Origin of the sequence: uncultured Senegalimassilia sp., assembly GCF_934630535.1 — a bacterium.
GTDB lineage: Bacteria > Actinomycetota > Coriobacteriia > Coriobacteriales > Eggerthellaceae > Senegalimassilia.
This window is the reverse complement of the sequence record NZ_CAKTVU010000008.1, coordinates 43473-68218: the sequence shown is the minus strand read 5'-3', so window position 1 is coordinate 68218 and position 24746 is coordinate 43473. Positions and strand designations below refer to the sequence as shown.

At 64.9% G+C, this 24746-nt stretch carries 12 protein-coding genes; 2 read left to right on the top strand and 10 right to left on the bottom strand.

Annotation, left to right across the window (positions count from 1 at the left end):
• Nucleotides 1–74 precede the first annotated feature (74 nt).
• Nucleotides 75–10295: an InlB B-repeat-containing protein gene (locus Q0D52_RS06145; protein ID WP_294380971.1), complete on the bottom strand. Its 10221-nt coding sequence runs from the start codon at nt 10293–10295 to the stop codon at nt 75–77.
• Nucleotides 10296–10629: 334 nt separating this feature from the next.
• Here Q0D52_RS06145 and Q0D52_RS06140 point away from each other — a divergent pair, with 334 nt between their 5' ends.
• Together Q0D52_RS06140 and ppk1 are read left to right on the top strand one after the other, a co-directional pair.
• Entirely contained in the window at nt 10630–11652 is a 1023-nt protein-coding gene (locus Q0D52_RS06140) for a hypothetical protein (protein WP_294380968.1), read from the top strand.
• Between the two features lie 262 nt (nt 11653–11914).
• Complete coding sequence (gene ppk1, locus Q0D52_RS06135) at nt 11915–14521, top strand: polyphosphate kinase 1 (RefSeq protein WP_294380966.1); 2607 nt, start codon at nt 11915–11917, stop codon at nt 14519–14521.
• A gap of 411 nt (nt 14522–14932) precedes the next feature.
• Here the strand turns inward: ppk1 and Q0D52_RS06130 are convergent, their stop codons facing one another.
• The 9 genes from Q0D52_RS06130 to Q0D52_RS06090 form a co-directional block, all read right to left on the bottom strand.
• Entirely contained in the window at nt 14933–15832 is a 900-nt protein-coding gene (locus Q0D52_RS06130) for a hypothetical protein (protein ID WP_294380964.1), read from the bottom strand.
• Between the two features lie 46 nt (nt 15833–15878).
• Nucleotides 15879–16565, bottom strand: coding sequence for a signal peptidase I (locus Q0D52_RS06125; protein WP_294380962.1), 687 nt, complete (start codon nt 16563–16565; stop codon nt 15879–15881).
• Nucleotides 16565–18634, bottom strand: a complete 2070-nt coding sequence (locus Q0D52_RS06120) for a DUF2357 domain-containing protein (RefSeq protein WP_294380960.1) — start codon at nt 18632–18634, stop codon at nt 16565–16567. The genes Q0D52_RS06125 and Q0D52_RS06120 overlap by 1 nt, the downstream gene beginning before the upstream one ends.
• 57 nt (nt 18635–18691) lie before the next feature.
• The gene (locus tag Q0D52_RS06115; RefSeq protein ID WP_294380959.1) at nt 18692–20383 is read right to left on the bottom strand and encodes a hypothetical protein; all 1692 of its coding nucleotides are present in this window, start codon (nt 20381–20383) and stop codon (nt 18692–18694) included.
• Nucleotides 20384–20454: 71 nt separating this feature from the next.
• Nucleotides 20455–21234, bottom strand: coding sequence for a signal peptidase I (locus Q0D52_RS06110; protein ID WP_294380957.1), 780 nt, complete (start codon nt 21232–21234; stop codon nt 20455–20457).
• Between the two features lie 39 nt (nt 21235–21273).
• Nucleotides 21274–22047, bottom strand: a complete 774-nt coding sequence (locus Q0D52_RS06105) for a hypothetical protein (RefSeq protein WP_294380956.1) — start codon at nt 22045–22047, stop codon at nt 21274–21276.
• Nucleotides 22048–22935, bottom strand: coding sequence for a hypothetical protein (locus tag Q0D52_RS06100; RefSeq protein ID WP_294380954.1), 888 nt, complete (start codon nt 22933–22935; stop codon nt 22048–22050).
• 16 nt (nt 22936–22951) lie between these two features.
• Nucleotides 22952–23803 carry a hypothetical protein gene (locus Q0D52_RS06095; protein ID WP_294380953.1) on the bottom strand — a complete coding sequence of 284 codons (852 nt, stop codon included), beginning with the start codon at nt 23801–23803 and terminating at the stop codon, nt 22952–22954.
• A gap of 9 nt (nt 23804–23812) precedes the next feature.
• Nucleotides 23813–24688: a hypothetical protein gene (locus tag Q0D52_RS06090; RefSeq protein ID WP_294380951.1), complete on the bottom strand. Its 876-nt coding sequence runs from the start codon at nt 24686–24688 to the stop codon at nt 23813–23815.
• Nucleotides 24689–24746 lie beyond the last annotated feature (58 nt).

The window sequence follows — 24746 nt, the reverse complement described above, 5'->3', positions numbered from 1 at the left end:
GAATCCTTTCCTTCATGCTAGCACACGCCGAAGCGGCAACGGGGCCGATGGCAAATCGTAACCAAGCGTTGACTTTAGCTGCGGCGCCGGCGACTCGCGACGGCTGCCGCAAGGGCCGCCACCGCCGCCGCGCAGGTTGCCGCGGCGCCGGTCCGCCCGACCGCGTCGCCCGTTTGCCCAAGCGCCGCAGCTACGGAAGCGTTGCCGGAGCCGGGACCGGACGGCGAACCCTCGGGGTTGCCCGGGTCGCCGGGGTTACCCGAGGCGGGATCGCCCGGGTTGCCGGAGTCAGAGTCGCCCGAGCCAGGGTTAGTGGGGTCGGCGCCTGGATCGGGCTTCGACGGATCGTAACCCGGATCCGGTTTGCCCGGGTTGTCGGGATCGCCGGGGTTATCCGGGTTGTCGGGTCCGGGCCCAGGTCCGGGCCCGGGGTCGGGGTTGTCAGGGTCCACCGGGTCGGGGTCGGGGCCCGGAGGCGACGGGTCCACCGGGTCGGGCGGCACCACCGGGTCGGGTCCCGGCCCGGGATCGGGCGGGTTCACGGGATCCGGCCCAGGCCCGGGCCCGGGATCCGGATCGGGGTCGGGATCGGGCGTCGGCGGATCGACCGGCCCGGGATCGGGGTTGTCAGGGTCCACGGGGCCCGGCCCGGGATCGGGCGGGTCCACCGGGTCGGGCCCGGGTCCTGGATCGGGCGGGCTCGGCGGGTCCACAGGGTCGGGGCCCGGGTCGGGCGGGTTGGGCGGGTCGACCGGGTCGGGCCCCGGGTCGGGATTGTCGGGATCCGGGTCGGGCACCGGCGGGTTGGGCGGATTGACCGGGTCCGGATCAGGGTCGGGATCGGGACCAGGGCCCGGCGGGTCGACCGGGTCGGGACCCGGATCGGGGTTGTCGGGATCCACAGGCCCCGGCCCCGGCCCGGGGTCGGGCTCCGGCTTCGCCTTCACCGTGAGCGTGCCCGGCACGATGGTCGCCGCGAAGTTCGGGTCGTCGACGCTTGCATTAATAATGTAGTCGCCAGCGGGCGACTTCTCGTCAGCCTCGCACGAATAGCGAACCTCGACCCCATCCGTGCTCGCACGGCTCACCAAGCTGCTGGTGAAGTCAGGATTGGCTTCCCCTTCCATACGCTCGGCGTCGTCGACCGCCACCAGAAGCTGGGCGGGCGCGACCGAGATGGTCAGCTCCACGTCATCGGCCGCAAGGTAGTTGCGGCTGCCAGCCGCGCGGGCGATCACGCGCGCGGTGCCCGCGGCGTTGATCGTGGCGAAACAGCCCTGCAGCGAAACGGGCGCGGCGGCGCCGTCGGCGTCCTCCACCAGCTCGAACGCCACCGGGGTCTTCGCCATGTTCTGCAAGACGATGCCCGGCCCGCCGAACACGCCCGAGTACGACGTCGGGCCCGTGATGGTCTGCGGCGCCTTCGCAATGGCGAACGAGGCCTTCTGATCCCCGACCAGGTTCGGGTTCTCCACGCGCGCGGTCGCAACATAGCTGCCGCTGTCACGCGGAGCCTCCGAGGTCGGGCCGTACACGGTGCCATCCTTACCCTCGTACGTCACGGAATAATCCTGCTCGGGCAGCCCGTGCGCATCCACCTGAACGCCATGGGCATTCCCGTCGTACACGCAATCAGCCGCCGCGATGTCGAAGGACACGGGCTTTTGCGCGATCGCGAACTCGGCGACGGCACGCCCGACGTACCCGTTTGCGGCAAGCCTTGCCACCACCCGGTACGTGCCCGCATCGGTGGGAGCCCTGCTACCGGAATAGCGCGTGTCGCCCGTTCCCGTGAAGGACAGCGCAACGGAGTCGGCGCACCCGGCCGGGACGCCCGTAAGCTCGGGGGCCTGAGGCTGGCCGTTGTACTCGAAGTTCGCCCCAGCGAACGACAAATCCGCCTTCTGCGGGGTAACCGTCAGCGCAAAGCGGGCAACACACGTCTGACCAGCGGAATCGGAGCACACGATGTCGAAGCTGAACACCCCCGTGCTCTCCGGCGTTCCCGTAATCCGCACCGCACCGTCCTCAGCGACTTCCAAGCGCAGGCCCTCGGGCAACGTACTGTCAGACGCAACGGCATACGTATAAGGCGGGGTGCCGCCGGTGGCGGGCTCGATGGCCGCAGCATATTCGCTATGCGCGGTCGCCGCGGGCAAACCGCATGCATTGAACGCCAGGTCCTCCCGCTTGGCTATGGACACCTCAGCCCGTGCGGTCTCAACGGACGTCACGGTACCCAGATACGTTTGCGTGACGCGGCAATAGTACGAACCCGCGTCGGCCACCGCGGCGCGATCGAACGTCAGCGAAGGGGACGTTTCGCCCTCAAGCGCCACGCCCTCGCCGCCGCCCTCGGGCACGCGGAACCACTGATAGCCCAGCTCATGAGCCGCCGCAGCCCCGCTCGAAACCTCCTCGTGGGCAAGGACGTCCTCGGCGGCGTCGGCTGTAACCGAAAGCGTGACCGCTTCGCCCTCATGCACGCTGGCGCCTTGCGGCTGCGCCTTCACCACGGGCTGGCCCGCGCGGGCGAACGAGAACGCCAGCTCCTCCGGCGCCTTGACGCCGTTCAGGGTCACTCGATGGCTTCCGCCCTGGTAATCGGCTATGTCAAGCTCGACGGGATCCGCGGCCGAGCCGTCATCGCGCACGCCGGCCACAGTCGCGCGCTCCAAATAGCACCCCGCATCGGGCGCGGCCGTGAACGAGACGTTGCCGCCCCAAGGCACCGCCACGCTGGCCGGATCAACCGTGCCGTTGGCCGCCGACGCCTTCACCGAAAGCATGGGCTCCTCCGCAAACCTGGCCGTCACCGTCACGTCATCATCGGGCGTGAACGTCCAAGCCGCGTCCGTGCTCAGCGGCTCGCCGCTCACGGCGCCGTCTTCCCCGATCGCATACCAGCCATCGAAGACGTGGCCTTCGTCGGGCACGGCGCGCAACGTGTACGCGGAGCCGTTCTCCACCTTCTCGACCACGGCACAGCCCCACTCATCGTTATCCGACGAGCCATCGACATGCCCGCCGTCACGCGGGTCGACCGCCACAACGTTCCACGAAGCCCTTTCGTAATACGCCGTGTAGGTCTTATTCGCCACCGACGGACGCACGATCACCGTGCTGAAGCCCACCGGGGCGCCGCGTTCATCGATCCAATAGCGGAACTTCCAACCGGGGAACGGGATGGTCACCATCCACGCCGCCGTCAGGTAGCCATCGCCGGTGAAGGGCACCACCATGGAGAAGGCCGCTTCCGCCGGATAGGTGTCCACCTGCAGGTCGAAGCCCGCATCGTAGAACACCGCCGTCAGCTGCATATCCTGCTGGGCGATGCCCACGTACACGGCGTTGTAGCTCAAAACGGCGCCCGCATCGTCGATCCAATGCGAGAAGCGGTAGGTGGCCCACGGGATGGCCACGGCCACGAACGGGTCGCCCTTGTCGCAGGTCTTCGTGGCGCTGGTTAAGCCGTTTCCGCTGGTCAGGAATGCCTTTCCGCGCAAAATGGAGCTTTGGGATGCGGTGATGGTCACCTGCCCGTCCGCCTCGAACTGCGCATAATACATTACGTCGGACTTCGCCTCGAAGCTGAGCACCTCGTCAGTGCTGACCACGAAATGCCCCTCCGGATCTGAGGTCCACCCAACGAACCGGTAGCCCAGGCCCGCGACAGCGTTGAGCGTGACGGTCTCCCCCGCCTCGTAGGCGCCGGTGCCCTGCACACGGCAACGGCGGTTCGTGGACTTGCCCTTCACCACCGTGGTGGCCTTGACCGCCACCTCGTACGGGTCGGCGAACTGCGCCTCAAGCTCCAGCACGCCGTCGTCTATGGCCTCGACCAGGTCCTCGTCGAGCACGAACCAGGTGTCCGCGTCGTCGGCGAAGTGCGTCTTCGAGCCATCGGCGCCCACCAGCTGCCAGCCGACGAAGCGGCGGTCGTCGGTCTGCCGCGCCTGCACGTGCACCACCTGACCGAACTCGTACACGCCCTCGCCGGACAGCTCGCCGACGCCCTCCACGTTCGAGCTGAGCGACACGCCGTAGGAGTTGCGTTTAAAGCACGCGGTGTACGCGGCGTCGCCCGTGACGGTCACCGTACACTCGGGAAGGCCGCTGACCTGCGCACCCTGCGCGTCGCGCCAGCAATCGAAGGTGAAGCCGGGCTTGGCCGTGGCCGACAGCGTGGTGCGCTGGCCCTCGTCGAAGCCGCCGAAGCCGCTCACGTAGCCCGCCTCCGTCGGGGAGGCGATGGTGCTCACCGTGAACGAGCCCATGCCGAACACGGCCTCCAGGTCGATGTCCGCGCTTACCGGGAAGCGGTACGTGGCGTCGGTGGACAGACACGCGCCGCCGCTGAACCAGCCGACGAAATGCGCCCCCGCGGCCGGGACGGCGCTGACGCACGCCACTTCGCCCGCGGCATAGGTGCCCGAGCCCGTGGCGCTGCCATAGCCTTCACCTGCGGAAACGTTCACAGTGAACTGCTTGGCGGCGAACACGGCGAACAGCTTCGTCTCGCCCGAGGGCACGAAGCGGTAGTCCGCATCGCGACTGACCACGTTGCCCCGATCATCGGCCCAGTATTCGAATGTGTAGCCCGAAAGCGCGTGCGCGGTCATGTTCGCCGAATAGCCGGCGTCGACCACCCCGGCGCCTTTCACCCAGCCGGCCGAGCGGTCCTCGATCAAAACCCCGCCGTCGCCGGCCACCGCCGGCACCGCCGACACCTCGTACGAGCACTCCTCGAAATGAGCCACGTGCACGTGGCTGCGCATCAGGCGGCACGTGAACTCGGGCTCGGTGGACTCCAGCTCGCCGGCGGCGGAATACCAGCCCGTGAAAACGTAGCCGGGCGATGCCTGCGCCTTGAGCTCGACCTCCGCGCCGCGCTCGGTGAACACGCAGCTGGCCCGCACCGACCCGCCGCTCGCCGGGCTGGCCACGGGCAGGCAAACCACCTCGTAAGGCTTGAACGCCGCCGTGACCGTGCACCGCTCCGATTTGGCGGTCAGGCCCTTCGCCTGCACTTCGCATTCCATATCAAGGCTGGTGAAGATGCCGTTCACGTACCAGCCCCAGAAGAAATACCCTGTCTTCGGCTCGGCCTTCAAGTGCAGCGTCTGGCCCAGCGAGAACGAATCCGTCGTCGGGGTGACCTCGATGCCGTTGCAGGTGACCGTGCCGCCGAGCCACGTGTCGGCCGCGATCACCACCTCGGGCTCCGCGCCCTTGAACACCGCCCGGTACGTCTGATCCCCCGTCACGCGCACGGTCAGCTGCTGCTCAGGGTGCTTCTTGCGGTTGCCGTCCTTCCAGTGGGCGAACCGGAAGCCCTCGTTCGGGGTCGCCTTGATGGTCACGGTGCTTCCGTACTCCGCCAAGACCGCGTCCGCGCCGGGATGCCCCTCGATCTCCACGGAGCCGCGTTCAACCAGGTGCGAATCAGTTTCCACGCTTATGCGGTAACGTTTGGGGACGAACACCGCGCGCACTACCGTGTCCTGCTCGGGCGTGAGCTCAAGGTGGTCGGGGTCCGTTCCCATGGGAACCCCGGAATCGCCCAGGTACCAGCCTTTGAACGTGAACTTGTCGCGCACGTCGTCGGCAAGCTTCACGGAAAGCGTGACGGGCTTGCCGCTTTCGCAGTAGCCGTCGCCGGTCACCGTATACTTGCCGGCAAGATCGTCGACGGGCTCGGCCACCACGCTCACCTTGCACAGGCGCTGGAAGCAGGCGGTCACCGTGCAATCGGCCACCGGCGCGAACGTATAGGCTTGGTCGTGGGAAGCGAACATGGGCGTGACGTCGGCGGCGCCGTAGCTGATGTACCAGCCGTCGAACAGGTAGCCCTCGCGCGCCTCCGCCGTGGCGGTGACGCTTTCCCCTTCGGGCACGTCGAGCACTTCGCCGACGCTTTCGCCGTTTTTGAGCGTAGCCGTCCCGCCCTCCACGGGATCGGTAGCCGCGCGAACCGAATGGGTATCCTTGCCGTCCATCACGGCCGTGATGTGCCCGTTGCCGTCCACGCGGTACTCGCACACATCGCCGCGATCGATGGTGGTGCGCCCCTGATCGTCGATTTTGCGCCACTCCACCAGCTTGTACTTCTTCTCCGGGTCGTCGACGCGCGCCGCGGGCAGGGCCGTGAACGTGAGGATGTCGCCATCGGCGGCCCTGACCCCGCCTTCCACGGGCACGCCGTCGCAGAGCACCTGCGCGCCCTCATCGGGGTCGGCGCCCACCACGATGGTGCGGTCCGCCTTGCGGAACTTCGCCACCAGGTGCCTATCGACCTCGGCGGGGAACACGTACACGGGCGACTTCGAAACCTCGATGCCGTCCTCGAACCAGCCGACGAACGCGTAGCCCTCGCCTTCCGTGGCGATGACCTTCGCCTCCTGGCCCTGCTGCGGCGTCTGCACGTCGGGCGCGGCGTTGCAGCCGGTGGGGATGCCGGCATCAACGCCGGTCACCTCGGCGGACGTGGTGATGCGCACGTTGCGCTCGAACACGGCCGTCATGGCCACCACCTCGGGCGTGGCGTCGGTGATGCGGATCTGCATGCGCTTCGACACGGAGCGTTCAACGCCGTCCTCCTTCCAGCACACGAAACGGTATCCCGGGTTGGGGATGGCTTCGAGCTCGGCAATGGTGCCCTCGAAGTGGATGCCGCCACCACGCACGGTGCCGCCCTCCGCAGGATGGGCGGTGGTCACGATCTCGACCGAATGGTCGCCGTGGGGCTTGTTCGGGTCGTTGTCGTGCCTGTGCTTGTTGAAGATCTCCTCGATCTCGGCCAGGGCGTTCTTGCCGATCTCGGCCAGCTCATCGACGGTCTCGGCGCCGGCGATGTCGATCATGGCCTGCGCGATGATGGGGTCAACCAGCTCGCCCAGGCCGTATATGGCGGCGACGACCCCCACCGTGCCGAACACCGCGAGCAGCGCGATTTTGAGCGCTTCGAACGCCTCGTCATCGTTTTCCGCCACGCGGAAATGCGCCACCAGCTCGGTGTCGCCGGTCAGCAGGAACGTGTACGAGCCATCGGACGCCGCGGGGACCGTGTTGCCCAGCGCGTCGGTGGCGTAGTCGAACACGTAGCCCGGCTCGGGCACCGCGTTCACCGTCACCTGCTGGCCCAGGCCGTACAGGCCCGAGGTCAGGAAGTAGCCCGGGGCGTTGCCGTCCTCGTCGGTGTCGGCGACGCTCAGCACCACGCTTGCAGGAATCGCCGAGTACCAGGGCGTGACCTCCATCTGCGCGGATTCGTTTTCGGGCTTCGTGACCTTGTATTCGCAGGCAAGCTGGTCGCTGATGGCGACGGAGTCGTCGCCGTCTACCACGTACCAGCCCACGAATTGCGCGTTGTCAAGCGTTGCGGAAAGCTGGACGGTCTCGCCGACGTTGCGGTAGCAGTTCGCCGCATCCACCTGCAAATGGGCATACGACTCGGAGTAATCGGTGGTTTGAGCAGGGTTGATGTGCACCCCGACTTCCTTCAGGGAGAACCGCGCCTGCAGCGTGGCGTCGCCCGCTGCCGTGAACTCGTACACGGTCGATTCGCTCACGCGCTCGCCCGTGGCGGCATCGAACCAGCCCGTGAAGACCGTGTCGTCATCCAGCATGCCCAGGGCCTCGGCGTCAAGCGCCACCGTTTGGCCGCCTTCCGTGGAAAGGCTGCCCGTCGCCTGCGGGACCTCCACCCCGTCCATAAGCGTCCGGCCGCCCGTGTCGAGCGTCTGCTCGTAGCGCACCTCGCAGGGAACCGGCTCGAACGTAGCGGTGTAAAGCGGTGACCGCTTTACCAGAGCGCCCGTCTGATCAGCGCTTTCGGCGGTCACGACCAGCTGCGCCCCACCTTCAATGGGCTCGCCGTCGCGCAACCAGCCGGCAAAGACGTAGCCGGCGTTCGGCGTTGCGGAAAGCGTGACCTGGGCGCCTTCCTCGTACAGCCCGGCACCGGAGACGCTGCCCCGGTCGGGCTGCGCCGACGCGGCGCGCACGGCCACCCACGTCTGCGAGAAATCGACCGCGAACCAGCCGGTCACCTCATCGAAATCCTGTACCCGATACGCGTACGATGCCTCAGTGGATATCAGCTCGCCGCGATGCATCCAGCCCAGGAAGCAGCACCCTTTCGCCGGGATCGCCGAAAGCCTGGCGGTTTGCCCCAGCTCGTACGTGCCCGAACCGCTCACTTCGCCAAGCGCCAGGCCCGATGCGCTTTTCGCGGACACGCTCAGCTGCCCGCACTCCACCAGCACGGCGATGGGCACCTCGCCGGCAACGGCGTCGTATTCGATGGTGTCGCCGGGGCGGCTTCCCAGATAGTGCCCGTCAAGCGAGCTCTCCCAATGGTCAAGATGATACTTCGACGCATCGTATTCGCAGGTCAGCGTCACGCGCTTGCCCACATAGGTGGTGAAGCTGCTGCCCATGTCGCGCCCGTCGACCAACACGCTGGCCTTTGCGCCGACAACCGGCCGCCCATCGGCGCTGCCCAAGCGGGCCTCGGGCGCCACCGTGGCCTTGTCGGCGAACACCGCCGTCAGCAGCGTGTCCCGCTCCACCGTGAACTCGTACCACTGGTCCTCGGAGAGGATGACCCCTTCCTCGTCGGTCCAATAGGCGAACGTCCTGCCGGGCGTGGTGGCGTTTGCCACCACCACGCAGGTTTCGCCGGGTTTGTACTGGCCCGCGCCGGTGGCGCTGTCCCCAGAGGAGAGCGCGCCGTCGTAGCGGATATCCACCGCCAAGTCGGTGTTGCCCCGCTCGCACATGGGCGCGGCTGAGTACGCGTCGAAATAGACCTCGCCGTCGTCATAGGTCATATGAATGCGCTGGCCGTGGAAACTCGAACGGAACAGGTACCCTTCGTCGGGATACACCTCAATGAACTGGGCGAACGCGCAGTTTGCCCTCATCTCGCCGTAATCGAACGAGCTTCTGCCGTACCCGTGGTCGAACACCACCTTCATGCCGGCAAGGGAAACCTTATCGTCTTCGCTGTACTCCATGACGTCGGGGTCGCACTCGATTCGAAGGTCCTTCAGGCAATCGGCGACGCTGACGGGGGTGGTGCCGTTGCAGCTTTCCCAGTTCCGCTCCGGAAGGCCCGACCGATACAGCCCGACCAGGCCCGACGGCACCATCACCTGCATCCCGCGCCTGGGGAACGTGTCGGAGTCGATGAGCACCGCATAGTCGCATTGGAAGTACACATAGTCCATGTTCGTGCCGGAGAACGCCCGGCTGGGCAGCTCCTCGATCTGCGAACCGCTCGGCAAGATCAAGCCGCCGTCAAGGTTCGACCCGGAGAAACACCCTTCACCCAGCTGGCTCACCGACGTGTTCGTCTCAAGGCCCGTCAGGTGCAGGTTGGGGCAGTTGGCGAACGCCCAGTTGCCGACCGAGGCGATCTGCTGGTTTTGCCCCAGACCCGTGTCGGACAGGTTTTGGCACCCCTCGTACGCGTCGGTGGGAATGGACGTCAGGCCCTTCACACTGCCCAAACCGGTGGACTCAAGGCCGCTGTTCTGGAAGCACCCTTCCCCCAACGCGCCGATTTCGGCAGGCTTCTTAATGGAAAGGCTGGTCAGCGAAACACAGCCGGCGAACGCCTGCGCGCCGATCGAGTCGATATGCATGTCGGAGAAGCTGATCCAGGAAAGGTTCGTGCAATCAGCGAAGGCGGAGCCGCCTATGGAATCCAGACGGTCGTTCTCGAAGCGCACCGACGTCAGCCACATCGAGTCCTGGCACAAGCCCTCGGGGATATCGGCAACGTGGTAGTCGACGATCAGGTTCACGACATCGCGCGCGGAAATGGCGTTGCGCTCGGGGTCGTCCTCGTCGACGGGCTTCGTCAAATCGCCCTGCTCATCGCAGGCGTACACATATCCGCTGGTCATCAGCTTGCCGAACGGGTACAGGACTCCCTGCTGCGCCGGCTCATCGTCGGCGGCGCCATCGGGCGACGCCGCTTCCCCAGCGGCTTCGGCGGTTCCCGAGCCCTCTTCAACGGCGCCTTCGCCAGCGGACGCAGCAGCGCTGGAGCCTTCGCGAGCAGTCGACTCGGCATCAGAGCCCGACGACGCGTCCCCGGCATCCGTCGCGGCATCCGAGACACCGCCGGTCGACGCTGCTTCGCCCAGGCCATTCGACAACGCGGAACCCCGCGCGCCAGCCGACGCGTCCTCGGCCGCACTGCCGGGGATAGGCGTGAACGAGACCACAAGCGCCACGGAAAGCAGCACTCGGAGAAGGGCATTGCAAATACCGACGCTCTTCATGGAAGGCACCTTTCAACTGCGTCCCTGACCCGCGGAACGCAAGGGAATGCATACCTTATATTGTAAGGGATGGCAGGGCCCCGCCACACGGGAATCCGGCGGCCGCAAGCCGCCAGGGTGAACAGGGGACGGAGGTGTGTTCACGGTCGATCTTCGCGCTCCTGCAACGCAACGTGAACACACCTCCGTCCCCTGTTCACGCGCCCGCACGCCTTCCCCACCCCCGAAAGCGGCAACGTTAAGGGAGCGTAAAATCTTCGCCCGAAAGCCGTCAGCGCGGGCTGCGCACGTCAAGCGATGGCCCGCAACCTTTATCATGGGTAAGGTTCACTCCATGCCGGCGCGCTTCGTCGGCATCAACGCAAGCGGGACCGGCGCGCAGCGCCATCGAGGAAGGAAAACGGCAATGCCCACCTACGGCGTCATCGACCTGGGGTCGAACTCCATTCGCCTTGTCATCTACGAAGTGAAGGACGATCGTCGCAGCACCTATTCCAGCAAGGACTTCAAAAGCATCATCAACGACAAGGTGATGGCGGGCCTTGCCGCGTTCGTGGAGGACGGCGTGTTCACCCCCGATGGCGTTGACCGCGCGGTCAACGTGCTGAAAAGCCACATGAAGCGCGTACGCTACTTCGGCTGCAAGCGCGTCGACGTGTTCGCCACCGCCGTGCTGCGCAACGCCGTGAACTGCGCCGACGCCATCGCGGAAATCGAGCGGCGCTGCGGGCTGGCGGTCACGCTGCTCTCGGCACGCGACGAGGCGCACCTCGGGTTCGTCGGCGCCCGCTGCTCCACCCCGCTCGAGAGCGGCACGCTCGTCGACATCGGCGGCGGCTCCACCGAGCTCACCCGCGTCGAGAGCGGCCGCGACAGCGACGACGTCAGCCTGGGCCAGGGCTCGCTGTCGTCGTTCGCGCGCTTTGTCCGCAACATCCTGCCCGCACCCATCGAGATGGACGCCATCGCCTGCGAGTTCCGCGGCAACCTGCGCAAGCTTCCCAGCCTCGAGCCCTACAAGGCCCCCACGCTCTACGGCGTGGGCGGGTCCACGCGCGCAGCGGCCAAGCTGGTCCAGCAGCTCGACGAGCTGCAAGCACGCCCGCGCGAAATCCAGGCCGAGCAGGTGCAGCAGATCCTGCGCGCCTGCCGCGAGCACCCCTCCGCGTTCGGGCACGCGGCCCTGAAGGCATCCGCCGAGCGCGTGCACACCATGGTGCCCGGCTGCGTAATCTTGGCCGAGCTGTTCCGCCACCTTGGCGCCGATAAGCTGGTGATCTGCAAGCACGGCGTGCGCGAGGGATACCTGGTCGAGCGCATGCTCGGGGCCGTGTCGGCACCCCCGCAGGCGGACTGATCGAATCCGAAACAGAATCGTTACCTTTTTCACCCCATTTTTCCAACCCCGGTGGCGGATTCAGCTGGTCGCAGCATCAAAACAGAGTAAAATATGAGTTGAGGGGACGTGGTTGTTGGGGAACCCCGTCACCTTGGCGTCGCACGTTATGCAATCATCGATTCCACTTGGCCGCCCTTCGCGCGGCCGCTCGCACATCGAATCAACGAAGACGCATCGCCCGACGCACGTTTCATCTATGACGTCGAGGGAAGGGAACGCCATGAAAGCAAACGAACCTACCACGCATATAGGATCCACGCCCTACATGCAGAACCGCGAGCTGTCGTGGCTCACGTTCAACGAGCGCGTGCTCGACCAAGGCGCCGACGAAACCGTGCCGCTGCTCGAGCGCCTGAACTTCATCAGCATCTTCTGGTCCAACCTCCAGGAGTTCTTCATGGTGCGCGTGGGCAGCCTGACCGACCTATCGCTTCTGAAGAAGCAGGTCCTCGACTCGAAAACGGGCATGACGCCGGCCGAGCAGCTCACCGCCATCCATAAGCGCTGCCACGAGCTGTACCCCGTGCAGGAGCAAACCTATGACGAGGTGCGCCAGGCCCTGGCCGCGCACGGCGTGCGCCACCTGCGCCCCGCCGACCTCAACGACGAGCAACGCGCCTTCCTGGCCGACTACACGGCTGCCAACATCATGCCGTTTTTGTCCCCGCAAATCATCAACTCGCGCCACCCCTTCCCGCACTTGGAGAACGGGTCGCTCTACGTCATCGTGCGCCTTGACGAGGAAGTGGGCCCGAAGAAGTCGAAGAAGAAGGACAAGGCCAAGGACGGCAAAACCATCAAAGCCGCCAAAATCCATCCTTCCGCCGAGGAAAGCGAGAACCTGGGCGCCGAGGGCGTCACCGTGGGCATCCTGCCCATGCCGCGCCAGTGCGCGCGCGTCATTAAGCTGCCGGGCGAGGGCTTCCAGTTCATCCTGCTCGAGCACGCGGTGGAGATGACCGCCGAGCAGGTGTTCAGCATGTACACCGTCAAGCACACCAACGTCATCTGCGTCACGCGCAACGCCGACCTGGACGCCACGGAGAACACCGACGAGTCCGACGAGGATTACCGCGAGCACATGAAGCGCATCCTGAAGAAGCGCGGCCGTCTGGCGCCGGTGCGCCTGGAGTCCGAGCGCCCGCTTTCCAGCGTGCTGCAGGAGCTTCTGCTCGACCGCCTGAACCTCAAGCCGCATCAAACCTACGTCACCACCGTGCCGCTGGACATGGGCTGGACCTGGGGCCTTGGCAGCAACCTGCCCGAGCAGGAGCGCATGGCGCTGTCCAATCCCCCGTTCACCCCGCAGTGGCCGGCATGCCTTGACCGCAACCGCTCCATCATCGACCAGGTCTGCGAGCGCGAGGTGCTGCTCAGCTACCCCTACGAGTCCATGGACGCGTTCGTGCAGCTGCTGCGCGAGGCCGCTGCCGACCCCACCGTCATCTCCATCAAGATCACGCTGTACCGCCTGGCGCGCCAGTCGCACCTGGCCGAGGCGCTCATCGCCGCCGCCGAGTCCGGCAAGCAGGTCACGGCGCTGTTCGAGCTGCGCGCACGCTTCGACGAGTCCAACAACATCGAGTGGTCGCAGCGCTTCGAGGAGGCCGGCTGCAACGTCATCTACGGCTTCCGCGATTACAAGGTGCACAGCAAGATCTGCTGCATCACGCGCCAAACCGAGAACGGCCTGCAGTACATCACGCAGCTGGGCACGGGCAACTACAACGAGAAGACGGCGAAGCTCTACACCGACCTGAGCTTCATCACCGCCGACGAGACCATCGGCCGCGACGCCACCGAGTTCTTCCGCAACATGCAGCTGGAGAACGCGTCGGACAACTACGACATCCTGTCCGTGGCGCCGCTGCAGATCAAGCCCGGCATCATCGCCAACATCGACAAGCAGATCGCCCTTGCGCGCGAAGGCAAGCCGTGCGGGCTGTTCTTCAAGACCAACAGCGTCACCGACAAGGACATCATCGTCAAGATCGCCGAGGCAAGCCAGGCGGGCGTGCCGGTCACACTGCTCGTGCGCGGCATCTCGTGCCTGGTCCCGGGCGTGCCCGGCTACACCGATAACGTCCGCGTGGTCTCCATCGTGGGCCGCTTGCTCGAGCACAGCCGCATCTACGGCTTCGGCCCGCGCGAGGACATCAAGATCTTCCTGTCCAGCGCCGACCTTATGACGCGCAACATGGAGAAGCGCGTTGAGATCGCCTGGCCCATCCTTGACAAGGGGCTGCGCAACCAGGTGCTCGACTACATCGACACGTGCCTGCGCGACACGGCGAAGCTGCGCGAGCTGAAGGCCGACGGCAGCTACACCAAGCTCGGCGAGCTGGCCAAGCCCGACGAGCCGAAGTTCGAGTCGCAGGACTTCCTTATCAAGGAGGCGCAGCGCGCCCGCGCCGCTGCGGCCGAGGCCAAGGCGGAACGCAACGCGAACTCCCGCAAGCTCAAGAACGAGCAGCGCCAGGCGCAAATGGCCGAAGCCGAGGCCAAGGTTGAGGCAGTGGCGAAGGCCGAAGCCGCCGCCGCAGAGGCGGCCAGGGAGGCGGAGGCCGCCCGCAAGGCCGCTATCGAGGCCGAGGCCGCCGCGAAGGCCGCCGAGGCGGAAGCTGCCGCGAAACCGGCGCCGCAGCCGCAGACGGCGCCCAAGCCCGCTGAAGCCGCAGCCCGGCCCGCCGAGCCGGCAACCCAGCCCGTGCCGGTGAAGGCGCAGGTCATCAACGAGCCCATGCAGGCGCCCAGCCACTCCGGCATCCAGCGACGCCCCGACAAGCCCAGCTTGCTCGCCCGCATCCTAGCGAAGTTCATCCGCTAATCCAAGAAGCCCCGCTCACGCGGGGTTTCTTTTTTACCGACGGGACCGAATAGAGCGATACGTCTGCGTTTTAATGGGATATTGCTTGGTAGTCGCTCAATGGCAATCTGCGTTTCACCTGGTCACAGGCTTGCCCGAAAAGCGGCTACTCGAGCAAGCCCCATTAAAACGCAGACGTATCGGCGGTTTGGCGTAGCGGATGGCGAGGAAAGCGGATTCGCGAGTCCGAAGGCTCGGTTGCGGGCGTGTCGGGGCACAAACGAAGCAGGGCCGACCCCGCATATCGCGGGGTCGGCCCTGGTGGCATCGTTTCTTTCGCCGCTCAGCCTTTATAGCTTCTGCTGCAGCCCGGCTCTTAAACGCCGGCCAACGCGGAAACGGTGAACGCGCAACGGCGCTTGCGTTCGCCGCTTAGATCTCCCAGCACTTGTCGTGGTCCTTGTTGGGCGTGCGCACGTTGACTTCCTGATTCTTCAGGGAAACGCGGCTGCCCGCAGGCACGCTGGAGATAACGAACGCGCTGCCGGCGATGATCGAGCCCTCGCCGATGACGGTCTCGCCGCCGAGCACGCTGGCGTTGCTGTAGATGGTGACGTCATCCTCGATGGTGGGATGGCGCTTCACGCCGGACAGCGCCTGGCCCGCGCGCGTGGACAGAGCACCCAGCGTGACGCCCTGGTAGATCTTCACGTGGTTGCCGATATTGGTGGTCTCACCGATAACGACGCCGGTGGCGTGGTCGATGAAGAAGTACTCGCCGATCGTCGCGCCGGAGTTGATGTCGACGCCCGTGCGGCCATGGGCGTACTCGGACATGATGCGCGGGATGAGCGGCACGTCCTGCACGTACAGCTCATGCGCGATGCGGTACACGAAAATGGCGAAGAAGCCCGGGTAGCTGAAGATGATCTCTTCCTTGCTCTGGGCGGCCGGGTCGCCGTCGAAGGCAGCCTGCACGTCGGTCAGCAGGATGCGCTGGATTTCAGGCAGGCGGCTGAAGAACGTGGCGCAGATCTGATCGACGCGCGCGTCGATCTCGTCGGTTGCCTGCCCGCCGCGGAACAGCAGCGCCTCGCGCAGCTCGCGGCGCAGGGAATCCTCGATGCGGATGAGCGTTTCGCCGATAAAGTACTCGGGGTTGATGCCCGTGGGCGTTTCGTCGCCGAAGTAACGCGGGAACATGACGCGGCGCAGGTCCTTCACGATGTTCACGATGGCAAGCTTGTTCGGGAAATGCTTGTTCGGGTCGGTGAAGAAGATCTCCTCGCGCTCGCTGTAGTTTTTCGCGATGCCTGCAACGATGTCGTTCAATTGATCCTTGTCCAGCATGATGCCTCGCTCTCTCGTCTGTGAGCGCCTATATGTCTTGCCCCATCTTATCACGGTTGTCTCTAGACTTAGTAGGCATTTCGGTTACAGACCGCTGCGTTGCGTCGGCTTCGGCCTTCTCGGCGGCGCGTTTGCGGCGGATCTCCTCGACGGCGGCGCGAAGGGCGGCCTCGTCCTCGGCGCGCGCCACCTCCTTGGTGGACCTTACCAGCTTGGCGAACTCGAAGCCGAGCAGCAGCACCAACGGCACCACGATCAGCAACAGGAACACCAACGGGTTCGCGAACAGCGAGACCACGGTCCCAAGCGCCGCGGACACGAACACCACCTTGCCCACCACGTTCACCGCTGCCACCGGCTCGGAGTCCTCCACGGCGTTGGCGTCGCCCTTGGTGTGGAACATGAGCTGGCCGTTCTCCTCGTACACGCTGGTGATGCGATGCGTGTTGAGCGCGCCTTCCAGGTTCGGCTGCGTCGAGCGGAACGTGATGATATCGCCCACCTGCAGGGTTTCGGGGTCGACATCTTCGGTAATCAGGAACGAATGAACGGGGATGGCGGGCTCCATGGAGCCGGTGAGCGTGCGCATGAAGCTGTAGCCGCCAAGCGTGGGCACCTCGCCCGCCGGCGTGAACACCGTGCGCAGCAGCACCAACAACGCCAGGGCGATGACCACCGCCGCCAGCACGTTGACAACGCGAAGAACGTATTTCATTACTTGCGGCCACCCTCGGACGGTGCGTCCGCCTCATCGGAAGAAGCGCCACCGGCAGCCTGATCGCCGCCGGAAGCTGATCCGCCGGCGCCGGAAGCATCGCCAGGCTCGGCGGGCGCGTCGTCGCCGCGCAGGCGGGCGCGCAGGTAGTTCGAAAGCTTGTTGCCCTCGGCGCGCTTCTCCGCACGGGCCTTTGCGCGCTCCGATTGCTCCAGCCGGGCGTTCAGCTGGGCTAAGCGCTGCTCGAAGTCCTGCTTCGCCTGCGCCAGCTCCTGAGCATGGCGCTGCTCGGCCTGCGATGCGGCGTCTTCGTGGGCTTTTGCGGCAGCGGCAAGGCGCGACTTGGCGTCCTGCGCCTCGGCCTTGGTAGCTGCAAGCTCGGAAGCCGCCTGCTCCCTATCCGCTGCGGCTTGGGCGTCCGCCTTGGCAAGCGCGGCCTCGCCCTGTGCCTTCGCAGCGGCCACCGCCTTATTGGCCTCGGCCTGCGCCGCGGCAACCGCAGAAGCCGCCTCCGCCTGCGCAGCCTCAGCCTGCGCAGCAGCCTCAGCCTCCGCTGCCTCAACCTGCGCAGCAGCCTCGGCCTTCGCCGTCTCCACCTTCGCGATGGCCTCCGCCTGCGCAGCCTCAACCGCCGCAGCGGCCTCCGCCTGCACGGCGGCCACCTTGGCAGCCGCATCGTCGAAGGCGCCACGAACCTCGGCCGCGGTCTCCTCGCGCATGCGCTCGAGCTGGGCCTGGGCGTCCGAGCGCGCTTGGGCGGCGTCCTGCTCGGCGGCGCGCTTGCCAGCTTCGGCGTCTTCCAGCGAATCGCGCAGCTCGTCCAGCTCCGCCTCGGCAAGCTGCGTGCGCTGCGTCAACGCGGTTTCCCGCTGCTTGAGCTGGTCGACCTGGCCGGCAAGGTCATCGCACTCATCACGAAGCGCGTGAGCCTCGACCTTCAGCGACTTCAGCTTGCCCTGCAGCTCCTCATTCTTCCCACGCTGCTCCTCAAGCGCCGCCTCGGCGTCGAGTTGCGCCTGGGTGACTTCCTCGACGAAGACCTTGCGCACCTCCACGTCGGGGATGTCGCAACTGTCTACCAGCTCTTCCTTGATCTCCTTGATGAACTTCGGCACCACCGGTTCACGCTGCTCGCTGGCAAGCTCGGTGAGGTTGCGATCGTCGGAGACCAGGCTTTTGAACACCGCGTAGTTGTTGATGAGGTTGGTGTACATCTGCGTCAGGTACTCGTCGTCGAACGCCAGCGCGGAGTCCTTTACCTGGATGCTGTAACCCACCTTGTCGTAGCGTTCCATGAACTGCCACAGCTGGAAGCACTTGCGGTAATTCGGGTCCTTCATAATCAGGTTCGTGCGCTGAATGGGGCTGCGCACCACCGAGCACCCCTTCATGAGCTGGCAAAACGAGCTGCCGCGCAGCGCCATGACCAAACGCCGCACGCGGTCGATGCGCATGAAGGTGTCCATGTTGTCGGCGTCGTTCTCGGCGAAGTTCTGGCGGTCCCTCACCGTCATCTCGACGTTGTACTCGATCTCCTCGTACGCGTCGCCGATCTTGCTGTGCATGGTGAAGCGGTTGCGCACCTCATTGCCAGTGGACCAGAAGATCACGTCCGTGCGCCTATCCACGAAGGTGAGCAGGCGCTGGATCAGGTGATACACGAAACGGTTCTCGTACAGGTCGTAGGTTTCGGCCATGCTCACGTTCAAGATCTTTGTGGGGTGCACGCCGCCGTCGTCCGAAGGCGCCAAAAACTGCGTGTTCTGACTGAGGTGCCGCACGCTGTCGGCCGAGATCTTCTTGGCTAGCGAAACCGGCACCACCTCTTGCTCGGTGGTGATGAAGCGGCGCGGCTTCTCGATGACGTTGTTAATGGCGTCGAGCGAATCCTCGATCACCGAGATCCACTCCTCGTCGACCACCTTGACCAGCTCTTCGCGCTGTTGATCGATGGTGGTTTCCGAAGCCTGCGCCAGCTCGAAGAGGTAACGGAAATACCGATCGTCTTCCTGGATGGGCCCCATCTGCTCGGCGAAGCTGCCGTACAGGTCCTGAATGGTGTCTGACATCTACATCTCCCGCAAGCAAACACGCTCGAGCGCCCTTGCAGGCGCCCGAGCCGATTCCTAGTACATGTTCTGGATTCGCAGCAAGTACGAAACGCTGTCGGGCAGGCCGCCCTCGCCGAAGGCCTTCTCGATGTACTCGATAAGGCCGGTCATCTCGTCGCGCACGAAGCTGACGTTCATGGACTCGAACTTCTTCAGCACCTTGCGCGCGATGATGTAGTCCATGCCGCCCAGCTCGGTGCCGCCGCACGCCACGTACACGGGGATGAAGTCGTACATCTGCTTGATGATACGGTTGCCGAACGCCAGGCGGAAGCGCGTCTGCAGGTACTGGTCCAGCTTGTGCATCTTCTCCAGCACGTCCTCGGAGATGACGTGCTCCACCTTCGCCTTCTGGAACAGATACTGCAGGTGCTCGCTGGTGACGTGGACGCGCTGGTGGCGCGGGCACTCGAACGCGTCGGCGCGCTCGTTGAGCTCGATGGGGATGGCGCGGTCGTACACCTTGTCGGTGATGGTGAACGTGGAGTCGTCGTTGTTGGCGGTGCCCACGAACCACAGGCTGTCGGGCACGGTGATCTTGCCGTCGTGAAGCGCCTTCGGGTCGCCGTCCCACGCGGTGGGAACCAGCTCGAGCACCCATTCGTCATGGCTGGGCATTTCCAGAACCGACAGGATCTCTGCGAAGTAATACTCCACGCGCGCCAGGTTCATCTCGTCGAGCACGATGAAGCTGGGGTCCTGCCGCAGGCCCGCTTCGTACAGGGCGCGCAAAAACTCGGTTTCGTTGAAGCGCTTGGAGAACTCGTTGAAGTAGCCGAGCACCTCGGTGCGGTCGCGGAACGAGGGCTGCACCGACACGATGGTGGCGGGGTTGTCCACGTAGCGGCTGAACGAATACGGCAGCGATGTTTTACCGGTACCGGAGATGCCCTCCAAGATGAGCAGCTTGCTGGCGGCCATGCCGGCGACGTAGCGGCGCACGATTTCAGGCGAGTAGTACAGCCCCAGCTCGCTGCAGGCGAACTCGCGGTAGCCCTCCACGAAGTGCTCCAGGGTGATGGCGTCGTCGTAGACGGGCGGCTGCCAGTCGCGGTACTTCAGGTCCACAAGCGACAGCTTGGGGAAGCGGTTGGCCAGGGAGATCTCCTTCTCCTCGGCAAGCGTCTTGGCCTCCACCGTGGCCTTGGCCATGGCCGCGGCGGCGTCGGACACCGAATCGCCATCAAGCGAAAGCGAGGCCGAACCCGCGACGACGCCGGGGACGGCTTCGCCTTCCCCGCCCGCAGAACCCCCCTTGCCAAGCACATTGGCGACGGTGGGGATGGCGTCGTCGGTAAGGGCGGAAGCGCCCATGTAGGGAATACGCTGCGTGCCGCCCATTGCGTTCACCTTGATGGCAAGAAGCTTGTTCTTCTCCTCCATAAGGTCAAGGACCTGCTTGTTCAGGCGCCCGATCTCGCGATACAGCGTTTTGTTGTCGGAGCTGTCGTGCTTAAGCTCACGGTGCACCTTCCATCGGCGCACCAGGATGATGACGATGAGCACGGGGATGGCCGCAAGCAGCGCGAACAGGATGACCGCGCCGATCTTGCCCACCACGTTGAACGCGTTGAAATACGAAAGGAAGATGTTGAAGTAGTCGACCCATCCGAAGACGAGCAGATTCAGCAAGGCGGCGAACACCGCGACGATGTTGTACACCACTTTCGACAGCAGTTCCCAGGCAAAGCTCAGAAACTCACTCACGGGTCAAACTCCTTCTTATACGCGAACGCGCACGCCGGGAACGACGCCCGGCGTGCGCAAACAACTGCTTGTTACTTCGATTCTGAACCGGAATCGGCTTCGGCACCGGAATCGGCGCCGTTGGCGGACTCGGCGGACGCCAGCTTGGCCTCCGCTTCGGCCTTCAAGCGCTTGGCTTCCTCAAGCGCCGCTTCCGCTTCCGCGCGCGCTGCCTCGGCCTTGGCGCGATCGGCCGCCGCGGCCTGGGAGTCCTCGCTATCGACGATGGCCTCCGCCTGCTTCAAGCGATCTTCCTCGGCCACGGCGCGCTTGAGGTTCATGCCCACGATCACCAGATGGTAGACCTGGTAGATGAAGAACAGCAGCATGGGCAGCACGATGACCACCAGGAAGCCCCAGGTGCTGGACAAAAAGCCGATGACCTTGCCCATGTAGGGGATCTTGCCCACGTACTTGCCCACGATGTCGCCATCGGCGATGACATGCTGGTCGGCTAGCTCGTTGTTGTCGCCCTTGGTGGTGTAGCTGTTAAGGCCGTTCACCTCGTTGATGGAGATGATGCGGTGGGTGTTAAGCGCGTACTGGTTGTCGATAATGGCGTGGAACGTGACGATGTCGCCCACCTCCAACGTGGAGGGGTCGCACTTCTTGATGATGATCAAGTCGTCCTGGTCGAACGTGGGCGCCATGGACTCGGACTGAACCGTCAGCGGGGTGAACCCGGCAAGGCTTGAAACGCTGCCGTCGTCTTTGGTGGCGAGCGTGGTGAATGCGAACAGCGCTGCAACCAGGATGATAATCCACATGACAACGCTGATCACGATGGATGCAGCTTTTTTTACCGTACTCATTTCGACCTTTCCCATTCATCGGCGCGTAGCGCTTGCCGGCTACCGCTGACCTTGTTCGTCTAGTTGTTCGATACCCTCGAAACGCATGGTGACCGCGTAATCGGCACCCTTAATCATATTAGTGCAATTTGGGTCCGTTCCCTCCAACCAAATCCGCACGATGGTGGATTTGTCCGTTTCCGCGACCAGGCTAAACATGTCCGCCACCTCGCTTGATGACCCTGCGGGGATGCCGAAGGTTGTCACCCCTCCCGAGTTCGAGGCGCTCGATCCCAAGTTCGGGTCGTAGATCCACGTTCGCCCATCGCACGTGAAGCTCATGCGCATGGCCTGCGGCAAGCCGTCCACGCTTGAGGAGAACGCCGTTCCCGCTTCCCCGTTGCGGCCCGCTTCGCCGGTAAGGCGCACGACCACGTCCTCGTGGCTGATGAAATGCAGGGTGAACTCCAGGTACGCACCCGTTTGCGCCTGCGCCTCCGAGCCGTCCTCGTAGGTGAAGCTCTGCCCGTCGGAGGTGGTCACCGGCTGCAGCTTCGAGGAGTCGATGTCCACGCCCTGCTCCGAGGAGATGCGCGCGGCGATCTGATCGAAGCCCAGCGTGCTGACGTACTGGTCGAAGCTATCGTGCGCGTCCAGGTCGAAGCGCAGGGAGTTGCCGGCGTTGGCGGTGAGCGCAAGCTGGCGAGCCTTCGCCTGGTCGGCGATGGAGAACCACGCGAACGACGCCATGGCGATGGCCACCAGCGCGAACAGCACCAGCACCACCGTAGCGGTCAAGCGACGGCGCAGGTCCTGCTTCCCTTCCCGGTCCATTTACACCTCCTGCCCATCAAGCACGGCGAACAGGTTCACATGCAGGATGCCCGTGTCGTTGTACAGGTAGTCGGCGCTGTCCTGGTCGGTGCCCTCGATGTAGTAGTACACGTCAAGCCGATAGGTTTGCCGCAGGTCCATGGCCAGCAACGCGTTTTGCGGGCGCGTAGCGGACTCGCCGGTGCCCATAAGGTAGGCGGTGTAGTCCTGCGCGTTGTCGTTCGCGCAGGCCAGCGCGCCGTTTTGCCAACCAAGCAGCATGCCGTCGGAATACCCCGGAAGCGAGGGCGCGGTTGCGGGGTGCTCCGAGCGATGCGAACCGGCCGAATCGTCCAACGTGAAATAGCGGCTTTGCAGCACCTGCCCGTTGCGGGAAAGCTTCAAGCCCACGCGCGTGGCCTTCAAAAGCTCAGGGTCGGCGCCTTGCGGCGCCAGGGAATCGGCCAGGTACAGCATCACCGTGCCCGTGGCCTTCGAAGCGCCCGAGCCGGTGACGCTGGCGCGCAGGTCCACCCAACCGTGGTAGAAATGCTGCCCGTCATCAGCCTGCTTGAAGGCCACGGCGCGCCCCTGCTCGTCGGTGCGCGTGCATTCCGCGAAGCCTTCCAGATCGAACGTGGAAACCGGGTACAGCGTAAGCGGGCTGGGGCTGTTGGACGAGAACGCGACGTCGCCTTCGCTGCTCCAGCTGCCGGCGGATGCATCGCCCAGTTCGACGACCAGCCTGCTATCGTCGCTGCGGACCGAGACCGAATCGGTGTTCACCGCCGCGTTGTTGGTGAACCACGCATAGGTTGCGGCAGCCAGCACGGCAACCAGCACCAGCAGCGCGAACACGGCGCCGACCTGGGTGAACCGGTATTTGGTTGTTCTGGAATCCGCGCTCATGGTGCCTCCCCTCCCGTTAAGCCTTGGCGCCCGCGAACGCAAACTGCAGGGAGATGCTCTTGGACTGCGCCTCGCCGATGCAGTTGGCATCGCAGCCTTCCATGTACACGAAGTAGCGCACGCTGGCCACCTCGTCGGCACCCAGCGTAAACAGGGGCGCGGCGCCGGAGCGCGCCGTGGGCGCGTTGCCCGAGCCGTCCATGCTGTACGCGGAAACGGACTGCGCCGGATCGGCAACGTAGCTCCACGAGCCCTGCCCGCTGACCACCACGTCGCTTTGCGCGGTGGTGCGCTGCTGCGCCGCCCCGGACGTGTCGCCCAGGTCGTCGCACTGGAAAATGTAGCTTTGCGTGCCCGCGGAGCTTTGGATGATGAAGCCCACGCGCGCCGCCGCCAGAAGCTGGGAATCGGCGGAGATGCTCATTTGGCTGGGATACAGGTACACCGCGAGCGGCAAGCTGGACCCCTTCAGGTAAAACGCTCCCGTAAGGGCGTATTCGCCCAGCTCGGACGTGCAGTTCGCATAGTCGGTGGTGATCCCGGCGGCGTTTTGGAACGTGGCCCGCCAGAAATCGGAAAGATCGGCCGTGGAAACCGGGTACAAGGTTTTGTCCGCGGAACCCAGCTGGCATTGTTCGGCGAAAGGACCCTGCTCGCTGGCGGAGATAAGCAGGTCGTAGCCGTTTTCGCTGACCGTATGCGCCGTGGGCGTCACGTTGGTGAAACGCGAGCCGGAAAACCACGCGAAGGTGGCAACGCTCAGCACCAGCGCAAGCACCGCCAGCCAGGCGGCGGCCGCAACCATGCGCTTGCGCGCGAAAAACGCGTTGCGCAAGCCGGCATGCCCATTGCTTCCTTGAGAACCCATGCGCACCCCCTACTCCCGGCTTCCCGCGAAATGCAGCGCAAGCGACGCCAAGCTGGTGCCGCACAGGTTGTTGGTGCAGTCCTCATCGCAGCCTTCCAGCCACACGTAGACGTCCACCTGCACCGGCGTGCTGTGGTTTGCGCCATCAACGGCGCTGGGAAGCGTTGCCAGCTTGGCGCCGGGCTTGGTGACCACGCCCTCTTCTTCGCTATATTCGCAATAGTCGGTGGAGTTGAGCGGCGTGAACGTCACCGTGGAACCGTCGGTCTTGGTGCTGTCCAGGACATCGCCCGCTTTGCCCTGCTTGGTGTTGTAGCGCGCCTGAGGGTTGTGCGCCCGGGTGAGCTCGAACACGTATTGCCCGGCCACAGGCTGGTTTTCGCCAGGCTGATGCACCACCAGGCCCACGCGCAAGGCGGTGGAAACGGGGTTTTGCGGATCGATGTCGTCGAAGCGGATGTCCGACAGGTACACGTCGGTGGAAAGCGAGCTGGTGGCCAGATACAGCGAGGTTTTGTAGTAGTCGGAGTGTTGGGCTGGCCCGAAGAAGGTGGCCAGCAGCGAATCCTGCGTGTCCCCGCCCGTAAAGCCCACCACTTTCTGGAACCCGTTCAAGATGTTGTCCGTTGAAACGGGGTTCAAAAGCCCCTGAAACGAAAGACCCGCGCTGGACTTGTATTCGCCATCGTAGGAATCGGAGATAAGGAAGGTCACGCCCGTTCCGGCGGCCATCTTCACATCGGTGATGTGGCGATTGGCGTTGTAGATGTACCAAGCGTAGGTGACCATCACGGCAGCAAGGGCGGCAACGATAAGCGTTGCCAGCATGCGCTTGAAGCGCTTGCGCAGCTGCTTGGAATCGCGCGTTTCCTCCACGTTGGTCACCTCCGTTCGCCCTACAAAAACCACCGAGAGCCAAAAACTCAAGTAGCTTGTCATTGTA

Coding starts and splice junctions, on each gene's coding strand:
- Q0D52_RS06145 (WP_294380971.1), bottom strand. CDS start 10,295: ATGAAGAGCGTCGGTATTTGCAATGCCCTTCTCCGAGTGCTGCTTTCC.
- Q0D52_RS06140 (WP_294380968.1), top strand. CDS start 10,630: ATGCCGGCGCGCTTCGTCGGCATCAACGCAAGCGGGACCGGCGCGCAG.
- ppk1 (WP_294380966.1), top strand. CDS start 11,915: ATGAAAGCAAACGAACCTACCACGCATATAGGATCCACGCCCTACATG.
- Q0D52_RS06125 (WP_294380962.1), bottom strand. CDS start 16,565: ATGAAATACGTTCTTCGCGTTGTCAACGTGCTGGCGGCGGTGGTCATC.
- Q0D52_RS06120 (WP_294380960.1), bottom strand. CDS start 18,634: ATGTCAGACACCATTCAGGACCTGTACGGCAGCTTCGCCGAGCAGATG.
- Q0D52_RS06110 (WP_294380957.1), bottom strand. CDS start 21,234: ATGAGTACGGTAAAAAAAGCTGCATCCATCGTGATCAGCGTTGTCATG.
- Q0D52_RS06105 (WP_294380956.1), bottom strand. CDS start 22,047: ATGGACCGGGAAGGGAAGCAGGACCTGCGCCGTCGCTTGACCGCTACG.
- Q0D52_RS06100 (WP_294380954.1), bottom strand. CDS start 22,935: ATGAGCGCGGATTCCAGAACAACCAAATACCGGTTCACCCAGGTCGGC.
- Q0D52_RS06095 (WP_294380953.1), bottom strand. CDS start 23,803: ATGGGTTCTCAAGGAAGCAATGGGCATGCCGGCTTGCGCAACGCGTTT.